The organism is Burkholderia sp. Bp8963 (genome assembly GCF_003854275.1).
Lineage (GTDB): Bacteria > Pseudomonadota > Gammaproteobacteria > Burkholderiales > Burkholderiaceae > Burkholderia.
Genome location: NZ_QTQP01000020.1, coordinates 25,103 through 40,663 on the forward strand (window position 1 = coordinate 25,103; position 15,561 = coordinate 40,663).

The 15,561-nt window shown below is 68.4% G+C and carries 12 protein-coding genes; 5 read left to right on the forward strand and 7 right to left on the reverse strand.

The genetic code is table 11. From position 1 onward, the window contains the following. The first annotated feature begins 17 nt into the window (after positions 1-17). Both DID96_RS18325 and gshA read left to right on the forward strand, forming a co-directional pair. On the forward strand, positions 18-977 hold the full coding sequence (locus tag DID96_RS18325) for a DNA-3-methyladenine glycosylase (protein WP_124600790.1): 960 nt from the start codon (positions 18-20) through the stop codon (positions 975-977). Positions 978-1,381: 404 nt separating this feature from the next. Next, on the forward strand, positions 1,382-2,995 hold the full coding sequence (gene gshA / locus DID96_RS18330) for a glutamate--cysteine ligase (protein ID WP_185732297.1): 1,614 nt from the start codon (positions 1,382-1,384) through the stop codon (positions 2,993-2,995). Here gshA and DID96_RS18335 read toward each other — a convergent pair. Both DID96_RS18335 and DID96_RS18340 read right to left on the reverse strand, forming a co-directional pair. Further along, entirely contained in the window at positions 2,985-3,179 is a 195-nt protein-coding gene (locus DID96_RS18335) for a hypothetical protein (RefSeq protein ID WP_124600695.1), read from the reverse strand. The genes gshA and DID96_RS18335 overlap by 11 nt on opposite strands. A gap of 12 nt (positions 3,180-3,191) precedes the next feature. Continuing rightward, a complete protein-coding gene (locus tag DID96_RS18340; RefSeq protein WP_124600696.1) occupies positions 3,192-3,503 on the reverse strand; it encodes a DUF4148 domain-containing protein in 312 nt (103 codons plus the stop codon). Positions 3,504-3,892: 389 nt separating this feature from the next. Between DID96_RS18340 and DID96_RS18345 the strand changes: the two genes are divergently transcribed. Continuing rightward, positions 3,893-5,542: an L-lactate permease gene (locus DID96_RS18345; RefSeq protein ID WP_124600697.1), complete on the forward strand. Its 1,650-nt coding sequence runs from the start codon at positions 3,893-3,895 to the stop codon at positions 5,540-5,542. Between the two features lie 156 nt (positions 5,543-5,698). Here the strand turns inward: DID96_RS18345 and DID96_RS18350 are convergent, their stop codons facing one another. Further along, the gene (locus DID96_RS18350) at positions 5,699-6,607 is read right to left on the reverse strand and encodes a LysR family transcriptional regulator (RefSeq protein WP_124600698.1); all 909 of its coding nucleotides are present in this window, start codon (positions 6,605-6,607) and stop codon (positions 5,699-5,701) included. A 230-nt stretch (positions 6,608-6,837) separates the two neighbouring features. Here DID96_RS18350 and DID96_RS18355 point away from each other — a divergent pair, with 230 nt between their 5' ends. Further along, complete coding sequence (locus DID96_RS18355; RefSeq protein ID WP_124600699.1) at positions 6,838-9,006, forward strand: phosphocholine-specific phospholipase C; 2,169 nt, start codon at positions 6,838-6,840, stop codon at positions 9,004-9,006. A 196-nt stretch (positions 9,007-9,202) separates the two neighbouring features. Next, positions 9,203-9,931: a phosphonate utilization associated transcriptional regulator gene (locus DID96_RS18360; protein WP_124600700.1), complete on the forward strand. Its 729-nt coding sequence runs from the start codon at positions 9,203-9,205 to the stop codon at positions 9,929-9,931. A gap of 75 nt (positions 9,932-10,006) precedes the next feature. Here the strand turns inward: DID96_RS18360 and DID96_RS18365 are convergent, their stop codons facing one another. The 4 genes from DID96_RS18365 to DID96_RS18380 form a co-directional block, all read right to left on the reverse strand. Beyond that, a complete protein-coding gene (locus DID96_RS18365) occupies positions 10,007-11,395 on the reverse strand; it encodes an FAD-dependent oxidoreductase (protein WP_124600701.1) in 1,389 nt (462 codons plus the stop codon). 97 nt (positions 11,396-11,492) lie between these two features. Beyond that, a complete protein-coding gene (locus DID96_RS18370; RefSeq protein ID WP_124600702.1) occupies positions 11,493-12,623 on the reverse strand; it encodes a 2-aminoethylphosphonate--pyruvate transaminase in 1,131 nt (376 codons plus the stop codon). 48 nt (positions 12,624-12,671) lie between these two features. Beyond that, positions 12,672-14,405, reverse strand: coding sequence for a putative 2-aminoethylphosphonate ABC transporter permease subunit (locus tag DID96_RS18375; RefSeq protein WP_124600703.1), 1,734 nt, complete (start codon positions 14,403-14,405; stop codon positions 12,672-12,674). After that, positions 14,402-15,493, reverse strand: a complete 1,092-nt coding sequence (locus DID96_RS18380; protein ID WP_124600704.1) for a putative 2-aminoethylphosphonate ABC transporter ATP-binding protein — start codon at positions 15,491-15,493, stop codon at positions 14,402-14,404. Before DID96_RS18380 ends, DID96_RS18375 begins: the two co-directional genes overlap by 4 nt. Positions 15,494-15,561 lie beyond the last annotated feature (68 nt).

Below are 15,561 nucleotides of genomic sequence, written 5' to 3' on the forward strand. Positions count from 1 at the left end.
CACCCGATGCCGCGCCAATAACGGCGCCGACGACCGCACCGACAACCGCTCAGCTCGAGCTGCGCTTCAAGGCGCCCTACGACTGGGCGCGCGTGCTGCGCTTCTTCAGCGGGCGCGCGATTCCCGGCGTCGAGCAGGTTGCGGACGGCGTGTATCGCCGGATCGTCGACCTGCATGGCGCACCGGGGCGGCTCACCGTCGAGCGGCATCCGCGCAGGCATTGCCTCGTCGCGACCGTCGACGGCCCGGCCGCGCGCCACGTCGACGACGCGTTCGCCGCGCGGCTCGCCTCGATGTTCGACCTGCGCGCGGACCCGGCCGCGATCGGCGGGGAACTCGCACGCGATCCCTGGTTCGTGCCGCTCGTCGCGGCCGCGCCGGGGCTGCGCGTGCCGGGCGCATGGTCGGGCTTCGAGCTCGCGGTGCGCGCGATCGTCGGCCAGCAGGTCAGCGTGAAGGCGGCGACGACGATCGTCGGGCGTCTCGTCGAGCGCGCGGGCGAGCGGGTCGTGCACGACGGCATACCCGCACAGGATGGTATGTCCGCACAGGACGGCGCGCCTGCGTGGCGCTTCCCGACGCCCGACGCGCTCGCCGCGTGCGACCTCGCACGGATCGGGATGCCCGGCAAGCGGGCGGCGGCGCTGACCGGGGTGGCGCGCGCGGTCGCGGCAGGCGACGTGCCGGTCGATCCCGCGCAGGCCGATCTGGCGACGCTGCGGCAGGCGTGGCTCGACCTGCCCGGGATTGGTCCGTGGACGGTCGAATACATCGCGATGCGCGCGTGGCGCGATCCGGACGCATGGCCCGCGTCGGATCTCGTGCTGATGCAGTCGATCGCCGCGCGCGATCCGTCGCTCGACCGGCTCGCGAGCCAGAAGCGCCGCACGGACGGCTGGCGTCCGTGGCGCGCGTATGCGGCGCTGCATTTGTGGAACGAGGTGGCCGACCGCGCAGGCGGCGCGCGCGGCGGGTGACGTGGCGCGGTGCAACCGTGCGCACCGTGTCGCGCATGTGCAAGCTGCCGCAAGCCGGCCCTCGATGCCATCGGACGTTCGCGCCGGCACCCGATCATGACCGTCGGGTTGCACCGTCCGCTGGCCGATGTGGTTCGTCATCCCGCAGACGAATGAATCCGCCTGCGCTACGCCGCAGCCTTTGAGCAGCCCGGTGGGACGTTGTCGCAGACGCTTCCGCTTCCGCGGGCGCCGTTGTTCCACCGGCCCCGCCGGCCCGCTGCGACGCGCCCGCCCGCGCCCGCGGCCGCCTCAAGCGCGTGTTCCGGCGAGATGTTAAAGTGCCCGCTACCAACGAAGCGACCAACAATCCAGCCGGCCGCGCGTGAGCATTCCACGCGCGCCGTGCCCGCACTTGCGCATCCATGTCGAACACCATGACCATCCGCCAGACCGATTTGCTGCTGGATCGCCTCGACGCGCTGAGCACCGGCCCGACGCGGCAGCATCTGCCCGACGGCCTGCGCGGCATCGAAAAGGAAAGCCTGCGCGTGACGCGCGACGGGATGATCGCGTTCACGCCGCATCCGCGCGCGCTCGGTTCGGCGCTCACGCATCCGTCGCTGACGACCGACTATTCGGAAGCGCTGGTCGAGCTGATCACCCCGGCCGAACGCGATGCGGCGCTCACGCTCGAACGCCTCGACGAGCTGCATCGCTACGTGTATGCGTCGCTCGGCGACGAGATGCTGTGGACCGACTCGATGCCGGGCCTGCTGCCCGCCGACGACGAGATTCCGATCGCCAACTACGGCACGTCGAACATCGGCCGCCTGAAGACCGTGTACCGGCGCGGCCTCGCCTATCGCTACGGCCGCACGATGCAGTGCATTGCCGGCATCCACTACAACTACTCGTTGCATGAAGAGGTGTGGCGGCGCCTGCACGCGGAAGAGGGCTCGACCGCGACGCTCGTCGACTACCAGTCCGAGCGCTATCTCGCGCAGATCCGCAACTTCCGCCGCACGAGCTGGCTGTTGATGTACCTGTTCGGCGCGTCGCCCGCACTCGACCTGAAATTCCTGCGCGGCCGGCCGCACACGCTCGACACGTTCGACGCCGACACGCTGTACCGGCCGTACGCGACGAGCCTGCGGATGAGCGATCTCGGCTACTCGAACACGACCGCGCAGGCGGCGCTGCAGGCCGACTACAACACGCTGTCGGGCTATCTCGACGCGCTGTCGAAGGCCGTGAGCGAGCCGTATCCGGCATACGAGGCGATCGGCACGCATCGCGACGGCGAGTGGATCCAGATCAACACGAACGTGCTGCAGATCGAGAACGAGTTCTACTCGACGATCCGGCCGAAGCGCGTCACGTATTCGGGCGAGCGTCCGCTGCATGCGCTCGCATCGCGCGGCGTGCAGTACATCGAAGTGCGCTGCCTCGACATCGATCCGTTCGAGCCGACCGGCATCGCGCTCGATACCGCGCGGTTTCTCGATGCGTATTTGCTCGTGTGCGCGCTCGATGCGAGCCCGCCGCTCGATTGCGACGCGTATCGCGAGGCGAACGCGAACTTCGGCAGCGTGACGATGGAAGGGCGCAAGCCGGGCCTGATGCTGTCGCGCGGCGGCAGCCCGGTCGCGCTGCAAGCGTGGGCAGACGAACTGATGGCGAAGATCGAAGCCGTCGGCCGCCGTCTCGACGAAATTCGCGGCGGCGACGAGCATGCGCGCGCGATCGCTGCGCAGCGCGAGAAGCTTGCCGATCCGGAGCGCACGCCGTCCGCGCGCGTGCTGCGCACGATGCGCGACAACCAACAGTCGTTCCTCGCGTTCGCGCGTGCGCAAAGCGATGCGCATGCCGCACATTTCCGCGCGCGGCCGCTCGCTGAAGCCGACCAGCGCACGGCGGAAACGCTCGCCGCACGGTCGCTCGCCGAGCAGGCCGAACTGGAAGCGAAGGAAGCCGGTTCGTTCGACGCGTTCGTCGCGGCCTATCGCGCGTACACGCTGAACCGCTTCAGCGTCTGACGACGGTGCACGCGGCCGCGCGCATCGGCGTGCGCGGAGTCACGGCCGATGTGGCCCGGTGCGGCCAGGCGTGGACCCCGCGCACCAGGCGCAGCAGGCGCCGCGTGCGCGGCGGGCGGCGCGGATGAAGGCCGCCGGCATCGCCCGGCGGTGTCACCGCCACCAAGTTGCCGATGCGGTTCATCGCGTGCCTGCGTCAGTGATGCGCGTAGGTATTGCGATCGATCGCGGGCAGTTGGCCCGGCTTCCCGGACTCCGCGGCAACGTTGTCGTTGCTGCCGTAACCGGTGGCGGCGTGCGCCTGAGCGACCTGCTTCACGATCGCCTGCATGTTCTGCGGATAGTCCGGGCTGCTGACGATGCCGGGCCGGTAGCCGGCGGCCTGCATGTCGGCCAGTTCCTGGCGGACCTCGGCGCGCGTCAACGGGTGTGATGCAGATTGCGCATGGGCTGCGACGGCCGTGCCGATCAGGACACAGGCCCAGGCCGCGCGAATCATCGTCTTCATTTTCGTACTCTCCGTAGGCGTTCCGGTGTCGCACCGTAGTCGGCACGAACGGAACCGATGCGCGCAGTCTAGGCTTCGGATGCCAAACGAAACATCCCGCTGCCGGAGAGGCACCTTTGTTCGCGGTGCAAGATTGCAGCGGTGCGTTGCCGGACGCGGCAGGACCGCGCTCGCCGTGTCTCGCAGCGATGTGCGGCGTCGTGCCTCCGTGTGCGTCCGTGTGCCTCGGTGTGCCTCCGTGTACCGCCGAGTACCGGCGTCGGCCTGCCTCGGGCTTGTCCCTCCTTGTAGAAGCGCTGCGCGCCTCCTAACCTTTTTAAGTGACCGATCCATAGGCGCGGCGGCGTCGTTGCGTGCGCAAGCGCCCGGGATTTTGCACAGGAGGCACGATGAGCCCCACCGCCGTTCTACCCGCCGGTATCGCATTCGCGCAGCCGCTGACGCCGGTCGGCAATTCCCTGTTGCTGTCATTCCTCGTCGCCGCGATCCCGATTGCGGTCGCGCTGATCGCGCTCGGCGTGCTGCGGCGTCCCGCATGGCAGGCATCGCTCGCCGGGCTGATCGCGGGCCTCGCGGTCGCGATCGGCGCGTGGGGCATGCCGGCCAGCCTCGCGTTCGACGCGGTCGCCGCCGGCATGGCGCTCGCGCTGATCCCCGTGATGTGGATCGTCTTCAACGCCTTGCTGCTGTACAACATTGCCGTGAAGTCGGGCCGCTTCGACCAGTTCCGGCAATGGATGCTCGACCACCTGCCCGACGACCGCCGCCTCGTGCTGCTCGTCGTCGCGTTCTCGTTCGGCTGCCTGCTCGAAGGGATCTCCGGATTCGGCACGCCGGTCGCGATCACGAGCGCGCTCTTGATCGCGCTCGGCTTCCCGGCGATCGAGGCGCTCACGTACACGCTGCTGTTCAACACCGCGCCGGTCGCGTTCGGCGCGCTCGGCGTGCCGATCACCGTGCTCGGCGCGGTCACGTCGCTGCCGCCCGCAACGCTTGGCGCGATGGTCGGCCGCCAACTGCCGTTCATCGCGCTGCTGTTGCCGTTCTACGTGATCGGCGTGTATGGCGGCACGCGGTCGATCGCACGGCTGTGGCCGGCCTTGCTCGTATCGGGCGGCAGCTTCGCGCTCGCGCAGTTCGTCACGTCGAACTTCCTCGGCTATCAGCTCACCGACGTGCTGTCGTCGCTCACCTCGCTGATCGTCACGATCGGCTTCCTGCAAGTGTGGAAACCGCAGCCCGACCCGCAGTTCGCGGTCGCGCGCGCGACCCCGGCGAGCGGCGAAAGCAGCGGCGGCGGACGTATCGGCTACGGCGGCTGGCTGCCGTGGATCGTCGTGTCGGTGGTCGTGATCGTCTGGGTGCACGCGAACATCGCGGCGGTCGGCGACGTGAAGATCCGTTGGCCGGGCCTGCACAACGCAGTGTTCGTCACGCTGTACCACAAGCCCTATGCGGCGATCTGGGACTTCCAGCCGCTCGGCACGGGCACCGCGATCCTGCTGTCCGCGATCGTCACCGCCGCGTGGACGCGCACCGGCGCCGGCGACTTCTTCGGCTGCGTCGCGAAGACCTGGCGGCAGACGCGCATCGCGATCGTCACGGTGATGATGATCGTCGGGCTCGCCTACCTGCTGAACTACTCGGGCATCAGCTATACGCTCGGCACGGGCGTCGCGTCGACGGGCGCGCTGTTCCCGCTGGTGTCCGCGTCGCTCGGCTGGATCGCGGTGTTCCTGTCCGGCAGCGACACGTCGGGCAACGCGCTGTTCGGCAACCTGCAGGTGGTCGCCGCGCGGCAGCTCGGCCTCGATCCGGTGCTGATGGCCGCGACCAACTCGTCGGGCGGCGTGATGGGCAAGATGATCTCGCCGCAGAACATCGCAACGGGCGTGTCGACGACGGACCTGAAGGGGCAGGAGGGCGTCGTGTTCGCGCGCACGTTCTGGCACAGCGTGATCCTTACGCTGCTGCTCGGCGTGCTCGTGGTTCTGCAGCAGCACGTGCTGACCTGGATGATCCCGGCACTGCCGAAGTAAGCGCCAGCGCACCTGAATGGCGTAAGCGGGCGCGCGCCTGAGCGGCGCGGGTGTCCCGCGCGCCGGCGCACGCGGCGGCAACGCCGGTCAGAGCTGGTCACGCCAACGCCGCAACGCCGGTCAGCGCCGCAGCGCCGCTCGGCGCCGCAGCACCGCTCAGCGCGCCATCACGCGGCGCGTGTTCTGTTCGGCGGCGACGGCCTCGCCGCGCGCCGGCACGATGCACGCGAGGAACGCGGCGATCGCGGGGCTGTTGCGGCGCGCCTTCAGGTAGTACACGTATTCGTCGATCGTCGTCGTGACGCCGCGCAGCGCGACGATCCGCAATTCCGGATGACGTTCGGCCTCGCCGAGCGGGAACAGGCTGCAGCCGACGCCGTGCAGGATCGCCTCGCGGATCGCTTCGCGGCTGCCGATCTCCGCGACGCACGCCGGTGCAGCGCCGGCCGCCGACAGGATCTCCTCGGTGCAGCGGCGCGTGACCGAGCCTTCCTCGCGGATCAGGAGCCGCACGTCGGCGAGCTGCGCCGCGTCGATTGCGTCGAAGCGCGCGAGCGGATGCGTGCGATGCACGACGAGCACGAGCGGATCGGTCGAGATCACCTGCCGGTCGAGCCCGTCCGCATCATTGCGCTGCGACGACACCGCGAGATCGATGCGGAATTCGTGCAGCGCCTGCAGCATTTCCTCGGAGTTGCCGATCCGGCACGTGAGCGCGATCGACGGATGCGCGTTCGAGAAGCGCCCGACGGCGTCCATGATGTAGTACGGCCCCGTCGCGCCGATGCGCAACTGGCCTTCGAACAGGCCGCCGACGTTGCGCAGCATGATGTCGACCTGCGCTTCGAGCGCGATCATCTTCTCGATCAGTGGCAGCAGCTCGATGCCGGTCTCGGTGATTTCGAGCCGGCGGCCGCTGCGATAGAACAGCTCGACGCCGTACACTTGCTCGACCTGCTTGATCTGCGCGGCGATGGTCGGCTGGCTCACGCCGAGATGCCGCGCCGCGCGCGTGATGCTGCCCTGCCTGACGGTCGCGTGGAACGCCTTCAGCTGATCGAACACGACTCCGCCTCATCCCTCTTCATGCGCGGCAGCGTAGCGCACCCATGTGTCGGCGCGGTGAAAGGCGCGTCGTGCGCGACTTCGAAAAAAAGCTGGGGATGACCACAAGAAACCTGCTGGAACCGGTCACGTCCGGGACACGCCGGTGCGGACTAATAACGGCAACGCACCGCCGCCGGCCCCGCTCAGCCGGTTGCTCGTTTCCATACCGACCCAACAGGATCCTCTCCATGTCTTCGACCAACAGACGCGATTTCCTGCGCCTTGCCGCCCAGTCGGCGGGCGCGATGGCCGCCTACGCAGGCTTCCCGCCCGCGATCCGCAAGGCGCTGGCGATGCCGGCCGCGTCGCGCACCGGCACGATCCAGGACGTCGAGCACGTCGTGATCTTCATGCAGGAAAACCGCTCGTTCGACCACTACTTCGGCGGGCTGCGCGGCGTGCGCGGCTTCGACGACCCGCGCCCGCACCTGCTGCCGAGTGGTGCGCCGGTGTGGCAGCAGCCGCCCGCGTCGGTGTTCACGAAGAACTATCATTCGCGCGGCCTCGATTCGTCCGCGCCGTACGTGCTGCCGTTCTACCTCGATCCGAAGCAGACGACCGAATTCCAGCCGGGCACCAACCACGGCTGGAGCAGCGGCCACCTGGCCTGGAACAACGGCCAGTGGAACCAGTGGGTGAACCAGAAGCAGGACGTGCTGACGATGGGTTACCTGAAGCGCCAGGACCTCACCTATCACTACGCGCTGGCCGACGCGTTCACGATCTGCGACGCGTATTTCTGCTCCGCGCACGCCGACACCGCGCCGAACCGCATCTACCTGTGGACCGGCACGATCGACTCGCGCAACGTGTACGGCACGCAGCCGAACGGCCCCGGCATCGGCGAGCGCAACAACGTCAACGGCTACACGTGGACGACCTACGCGGAGCGCCTCGAGAACGCGAACGTGAGCTGGAAGGTGTACCAGGGCGGCACGGGCATCCCGGGCGACCCGACCGACAACTACACCGACAACTCGCTGATGTTCTTCAAGCGCTTCCAGGTGAAGGAAGGCGCGAGCGGCCCGCTCGTCGACAAGGGTGCATCGAACCACACGCTCGCGGAGCTGAAGGCCGACGTGCAGGCGAACCGGCTGCCGCAGGTGTCGTGGATCGTCGCGCCGTACAAGTACAGCGAGCACCCGCAGGCGTCGCCGACCGACGGCGCGTTCTACATCAACATGGTGCTCGAAGCGCTGACGTCGAACCCGGACGTGTGGGCGAAGACCGTGTTCATCCTCAACTACGACGAGAACGACGGGCTGTTCGATCACGTCGTGCCGCCGGTGCCGCCCGTGACGAGCGGCGTGAACGGCCAGGGCGTCGTTTCGTCGAACCTGCTGGGCAATCTCGGCGACGAGCTGCTCGACCTCGGCAAATATCCGCACGAGATGAGCCCGCTCGTGCCGGGCGCGGACCCGGGCGGGATCCAGCCGATCGGCCTCGGGCCGCGCGTGCCGCTGATCATCATCTCGCCGTGGACGAAAGGCGGCTGGGTGTGCTCGGAGACGTTCGACCACACGTCGGTGCTGCGCTTCCTCGAAGCGCGCTTCGGCGTGAAGGAGCCGAACATCAGCGCATGGCGGCGCTCGATCTGCGGCGACCTGACGTCCGCGTTCGACTTCTCCGGCAAGCCCGACACGCGCACGGTGAGCTTCACGGTGCCGCAGCACCTCGCGACGGCCGGCCAGGCGTACCAGGTGCCCGCGCAGCAGACGATGCCGGCGCAGGAAGCCGGCACGCGTCCGGCGCGCGCGCTGCCGTACGAGGTCTTCGTGCACAGCCGCGTGAACAGCCATGACGGCAACGTGTGGCTCGACTTCGCGAACACGGGCGGCGCGGGCGCCGCGTTCTACGTGTACGATCGTCGCAATCCGTCGAGCCAGCCGCGCCGCTATGCGGTGTCCGCGGGCGACAAGATCGCCGACTGCTGGAACACGTCGGTCGCGCACGGCGACTATCACCTCGCGGTGTATGGCCCGAACGGCTACGTGTGCGAGTTCCAGGGCAACACGACGCTCGCGACGGACGGCCAGCACGCGAACCCGGACGCGAAGCTCGGCTACGACGTGCGCAACCGCCACGTGTACCTGCAGTTGCGCAACAGCGGCCGCGCGCCGTGCCGCGTGGTCGTCGACAACGCGTACAGCCATGCGCACGCGCGGTCGTACACGCTCGCGCCGGGCGAGCGCGTCGAGGATCACTTCGAGCTCAGCTCGAGCCACGGCTGGTACGACCTGAACATCGTCGCGACCACGACGGGCGGCGCCGGCGACGACAAGGTCGTGCGCCGCTTCGCCGGGCACGTCGAGACGGGCCGGCCGAGCCAGAGCGACCCGGGGCCGGTGAAGGGCTGAGCGGCGTGTGTCGCGATGCCGGCGGCACGCGTTTGCCGGCATCGCGGCCTCGGTCACGGTCTCCATCGAGATCCCACTCGGGATTGGCGTTTGGAGACTGAAAACTGTTGACAATGTGTCGGGCCGAAGGTATACAAGGATCATTCGCCGATCTGGCGCCCTCGTTTTCCACCGCAGCCCCGCTGCCTGCCCGACCATGACAGCCCCGAACGCGCTCAACGCCATCGAACTCCTGCAGAGCCAGTCGCTTGCGATGATCGTCCAGGACATGCTCGAGCGGGCGATCGTGTCCGGCGAATATGCGCCCGGCGAGAAACTCAACGAAGTCGACATCGCGACGAAGCTGAACGTGTCGCGCGGCCCCGTGCGCGAGGCGTTCCGCGCGCTCGAGCAGGCGGGCCTGCTGCGCAACGAGAAGAACCGCGGCGTGACGGTGCGCGTCGTGCCGCTGCGCGAAGCCGAGGAGATCTACGAAGTGCGCGCGATGCTCGACGAGTCGGTCGCGCGCGCGCTCGCGAAGCGCATCTCGCCCGACACGCTGAAGGTGCTGAAGGGCATCATCCAGTCGATGAAGGACGCCGCGAAGACGCATGACGTTACGCGCTATACCGAGCTCAACGTGCAGTTCCACGACGCGATGGTCGTCGGCGTCGGCAACACGCACCTGACCGATACCTACCGCCGGCTCGTGCGGCAGCTCGGGCTGCTGCGGCAGGCGGCGATCGAGGCCGAGCACGATGCGCTGTCGGTGTCGGCGGCCGAGCACGAGAAGATCGTGCAGGCGCTCGGTAACGGCGACGAGGAGAAGGCGGTCGCGCTCGTGCGCGAGCACGTCGCGCACGGCCTCGCACGGATGCGCCGCACGCACGAGCAGGGCCTGCCGGCAACCGGCAAGGCGGCTCGCGAGAAGACGGCGCGGGTGTGAGCGCCGCACGCATCGCGGGAACAGAACAAAGGGCGCTGCGAAGCGCCCTTTGTTCATGGTGCACGACTGACGCACCTACGCCTTGTCCGCCTTCCCCGCCGCGCTCGCGAGCTTCGACAGCCACGTATCGACGATCCACGGCTGCCGGTTTGCGTCCTCCGCGCGCTCCTTGCGACGGATCGCGTTGCGCACCACATGCGAGCCGACATAGCGCAACGGCTCCAGCGGGAAATGTCCGAGCGGGCCCTGCGTGAGCGGGCTGCGCGTCCACGCGTTGTCGAGATCGAGCACGAGCGACGACAGGATCTGCCCGCCCATGTAGGTCGGCCCCACGCCGTTGCCCGAATAGCCGAAGCCGTAGAACACGTTCGGTGCGCCGTCGAGGCGGCCGAAGAACGGAAAGCCCGTCACCGAGCGGTCCGACGGGCCGTTCCAGCTCGCGGTGATCGGCACGCCGGCGAGCGACGGGAAGAACGCGCGCAGGCTCTGCGTGAGCTGCGCCTCGTACGGCGAGCGCTGGTCGAACACCGGCGCGATGCGCCCGCGCCACGCGAACGTGTTGCCGCCCTTGCCGAGCATCAGCCGACCGTCCGGCGTGCTGCGGTAGTAGTACACGAAGATCCGCGAATCGAGCACCGACACACCGTCGGCGAGCCCCGTCTTCGCGAGCAGCTCCGGACACTTCTCGGTGATGACCATGTCGCTCGACACGACCGCGATCGTGCGCGCGAACTGCGGGAAGCGGCTCGCCATCCACGCGTTGATCGCGAACACGAGCTTGCCGGCGGTGACGCTGCCGGCCGGCGTGCGCACGACGACCTGCGGGCCCGGCGTGAAGTCGAGCATCGGCGTGCGCTCGTGGATCCGGATGCCCATCGCGAGCGCGACGCGGCGCAGCCCGCGCACGAGCTTGCCCGGATGCACGGTCGCGGCGATCGGCGAATACACGCCGTCGAGATTGCGCGCCGAGCCCGAGCGGCGCGCGACTTCGGCCGGCGGCAGCGGCTCGTAGCTGTGGATCCCGCACGCGGCGAGCGCGTCGAGCACCGGCGCGAGCGTGCCGACCTGCGCGGGCGACGTCGCCGTGTACAGCGTGCCGTCGAGCCGCAGCTCCGCGTCGATGCCGTGTGCGCGGCAGAACTCGGCGATGTGCTGCACCGCCGCCTCGGACGCCTTCACGAGCCGCACCGCCTCGGCCTCGCCGAACAGGCGCCGCAGCGTCAGGAATTTCGCGGACCACGTGAGCAGGCAGCCGCCGTTGCGGCCGCTCGCGCCCGCGCCGCACAGGTCGCCTTCGAGTATAACGATGTCGAGCGCGGGGTTCTGCTGCTTGGCCTGGATCGCCGTCCAGAGCCCCGTGAACCCGCCGCCGACGATGCAGACGTCGGCTTTCGCCGCACCTTGCAGCGCGGGGGCGAGATCGCCGTCGTTGAAGAGCGCTTGTTCGATCCAGAAGGGACGCATCACGTGTTTCGCTTGAATGGAAAAGCGGCCGTGTCGCGCACGGCCGGATCAACGGGAGGGCGGGCCGCGCATCGCAACCGATGCGCGGCCCGGCAGATCACGCCGCGGCTTCGGCGGACACCCGCCGCACGCCCATCACGCGCAGCGTGTCGGCGATCGCGGCGACGGCGCCCGGAATGCCCGCTTCGCCGAAATGCCCGATGCAGCCGATGCGGAACGTCTCGACCTCAGTCAGCTTGCCCGGATACAGAATGTAGCCGCGCTTTTTGACCTCCTGATAAAACGTCTTGAAGTCGTAGTTCGGATCGTCCGGCGCGTGGAACGTGACGATGATCGGCGCCTGCACCGACGCATCGAGGAACGGGCGGAAGCCGAGCGCCATCATCCCGTCGATCAGCGCGCGATAGTTGCGCACGTAGCGGCCGCCGCGCGCGGCGAGCCCGCCTTCGTCGAGGTACTGCGTGAGCGCGGCGTCGAGCGCGGCGACGACGTGCGTCGGCGGCGTGAAGCGCCATTGCGTCGTGCGCTGCATGTACGTCCACTGATCGTACAGGTCCATGCTCAGCGAATGGCTGTTGCCTTCGCAGCGTTCGAGCGTGCTGCGCTTCACGATCACGAAACCCATGCCCGGCACGCCCTCGAGACACTTGCCGGACGCCGCGATCACCGCGTCGAACGGTGTCGTGCGCGCGTCGATGTCGATCGCGCCGAACGAGCTCATTGCGTCGACGATCAGCCCGCGGCCATGCTTCGCGACGATCTTCGCGATCTCGTGCAGCGGATTCAGCACGCCGGTGCCCGTCTCGCAATGCACGAGCGCGACATGTGTGATGCCCGGGTCCGCGGCCAGCGCGCGATCGACGTCGGCCGGGTCGACGCGGCATGCCTCGGTGTAGTCGATCGTCGTCAGCGTGCGGCCGAGCACGCGGCAGATTTTCGCGATGCGCTGGCAGTACGCGCCGTTGTTCGGCACGAGCACGTGGCCGTTGCGCGGCACGAGCGTGCCGATTGCCGCTTCGACCGAGAACGTGCCGCTGCCCTGCAGCGGCACGCATTCATGTGTGCCTTCGCCGTGCACGATCTGCAGGATGCGTTCGCGCAGGCGCGCGGTGATCGCGTTGAAGTCGCTGTCCCACGACCCCCAGTCGCGCAGCATCGCTTCGCGCGTGCGGTCGGAAGTCGTCAGCGGGCCGGGGGTGAGCAGGATGGGCTGGGCGGCGAGCGTCATGGTGTCTCCTTGATGAAGTCGAAACGTCACGGGAATACGGTGGGGGATTCAGCGGCGATGCGGGTTGCGCCACGCCTGCGTGCGGCGCAACAGGCGGTGCGACACGCACGCGAACAGCAGACACGCGCACGACGAGGTCGCGAGCACGAGCGTCGCCATCGCGGCGGCCGGGCCGATCTGGCCGGCATCGTCGAGGTTCAGGATCGCGACCGACGCGGGCTGCGTGTCCGGCGAATAGAGGAACGCGACCGCCGAGACGGTCGTCATCCCGTTCACGAACAGGTAGCGCGCGATCAGCAGGATCGCGGGCAGGCACACGGGCACGGTCACGCGCAGGAAGGTCTTGTAGAACGGCACCTTCAGCGATGCCGACACCGCTTCGAACTCGCTGTCGATCTGGCGCAGTGCGGTGACCGCGGTCAGATGGCTCGACGAGTAGTAGTGGACGACGGTGACGATCGCGAGCAGCGCGAGCGACCCGTACAGCCCGTTCAGCGGATTGCCGGGCGCGTTGAACAGGAAGATGTAGCTGATGCCGAGCACGAGGCCCGGCACGCCCATCGGCAGGATCGCGCACAGGCTGATGAAGCCGCGCAGCCAGCGCGCGCCGCGGGTCTTCTCGATCAGGTAGGCGCTGCCGAACACGACGATCGTGCCGCCGATCGCGACCGTGGCCGCCATCCGCAGGCTGTTCTTGTACGCGTCGAAGATGCCGCCCGCGATCAGGCCCATCTCGTAGTGCTGCAGCCCGAGCCGCATCTGGTACGGCCAGAACTTGACGAACGACGCGAACACCGAGATCCCGACCACCGCGACGAAGAACGCGCACACGACGCCGCAGTACGCGAGCATCGCGAGATCGAAGCCGCGCGACGGCTTCGGCTGGTATGGCGTCGAGCGCGCGCCGAGCTGCGACTGCTGGCGGCGGCGGATGAAAAAGTCGATGCCGAACGCGATCAGCGCCGGGAACAGCAGCATCAGGCTCACGACCGCGCTGCGGTTGAAGTCCTGCAGGCCGATGATCAGCTTGTAGATGTCGGTCGACAGCACGTTGTACGAGCCACCGATCACGACCGGCACGCCGAAATCGTTGATGCACATCGTGAACGACACCATCGTCGCGCTGATCAGCCCGTATTTCGCGCCGGGCAGCGTGATCGTGAAGAACTTGCGTATGCGGCTCGTGCCCATCGCGTCGGCCGCTTCGTAGAGCCGGCCGTCGGCGAGCGACAGCGCGGTCACGAGGATCATCAGCACGTGCGGGAACGATGCGTACACCATGCTCGCGACGATGCCCGGCAGCCCGTAGATCGAATGGCCGTGCAGCAGCGGCTTCAGCAGCCCCGCGTTGCCGAACCAGTAGATGAACGACACGGCGGACAACAGCGTCGGCGCGAGCAGCGGCAGCAGCGCGATCGTACGCGCCGCGTTTTTCAGCGGCATGCACGAGCGCGTCAGCGCATACGCGAATGTGAACGCCATCGGCACGACGATCGACGTGACGAGCGCGCCGACCGTCAGCGAATGCAGCATTGAGCGCAGCACGCCGCTGTCTTCGAGATACTGCGCGAAGTTGTGCAGGCCGACGAAATGCCCGTCCGCGTCGACGAAGCATTTCTGCACGACGAGCGCGAGCGGCAGCAGCAGGAACAGCGACAGCAGCGCGGCCATCGTCAGCAATGCAAGCTGCGCGACGCGGTCGTGCCAGTGGGTCAACTGCCGCACGTCGGCAGGGGCAGGGGCGGGGGCGCCGCGGCGGCGCTCGGTCAGCACGGCACTCATTGCAGTCGCTCCTTGGCGGACGAGAACACGCAGACATGCTCGCGGTCGAGCGCGAGATCGATACGCGCGCCTTCGCGCAGGCCGGTGCGGTCGACTTCGTGGAACGACAGGTCGGCGACCATCTCCTGGCCGTCGAGCCCGTCGATCCGGAAGCTCACGCGGCAGAACGCGCCGAGGAACTCGAGCTTTTCGACGCGGCCGCTCAACAGGTTGTCCGGCGTATCGCCCGGCACGTGAATGCGGAGATCTTCCGGCCGCACGTAGACCGACACCGTCGAACCCTGCGCGGGACGCGCGTTGCCGCAGCGGTAGTCAAGCCCGATGCCGCCTGCGCGCAGCGTGCCGTCGTGCGTCACCTCGGCGGGTATCGTGTTGACCTTGCCGATGAAGTCGGCGACGAACGGCGACGCCGGCTGCCGGTAGATCTCGAGCGGCGTGCCGATCTGCTCGATCACGCCGTGGTTCATCACGACGATCCGGTCGGCCATCGACAGCGCTTCTTCCTGATCGTGCGTGACCATGATCGTCGTCACGCCGAGCCGCTGCTGCAGCGCGCGGATCTCCTGGCGCAGCCGCACGCGCACGCGCGCGTCGAGCGCGGACAGCGGCTCGTCAAGCAGCAGCAGGCCCGGCGACGTCGCAAGCGCACGGGCGAGCGCAATGCGCTGCTGCTGGCCGCCGGACAACTGGTTCGGATGCTTGCGGTGGCTGTCGGGCAGGCCGACGAGCGCGAGCAGCGTGTGCACGCGCTCGTGGATCGCGTCGCGCTTCATCCTGCGGTTCACGAGCCCGTACGCGACGTTGTCGTAGACGGTGAGGTTCGGAAACAGCGCGTACGACTGGAACACGATCCCGTAGTCGCGCTGCTGCGGCGGCAGCCGCGAGATGTCGCGGCCGTCCTGCATGATGTGGCCGGCGCTCTGCGATTCGAGCCCGGCGATGATCCGCAGCAGGGTGGTTTTCCCGCAGCCGGACGGCCCCAGGAAGCAGATCATTTCGCCTTTCATTACGCTCAGGTTGATGTCCCTGAGCACCTGCGTGTCGTTGTACCGCTTCTCGATGCGTTCTACGCTCAGATAAGGTGCCATGCGCGCCTCCACGCTGCGGGTGGCCCTGGGGCCGGGTTCGACGGTTGCAAGGTGATGCAAGGCGGCCT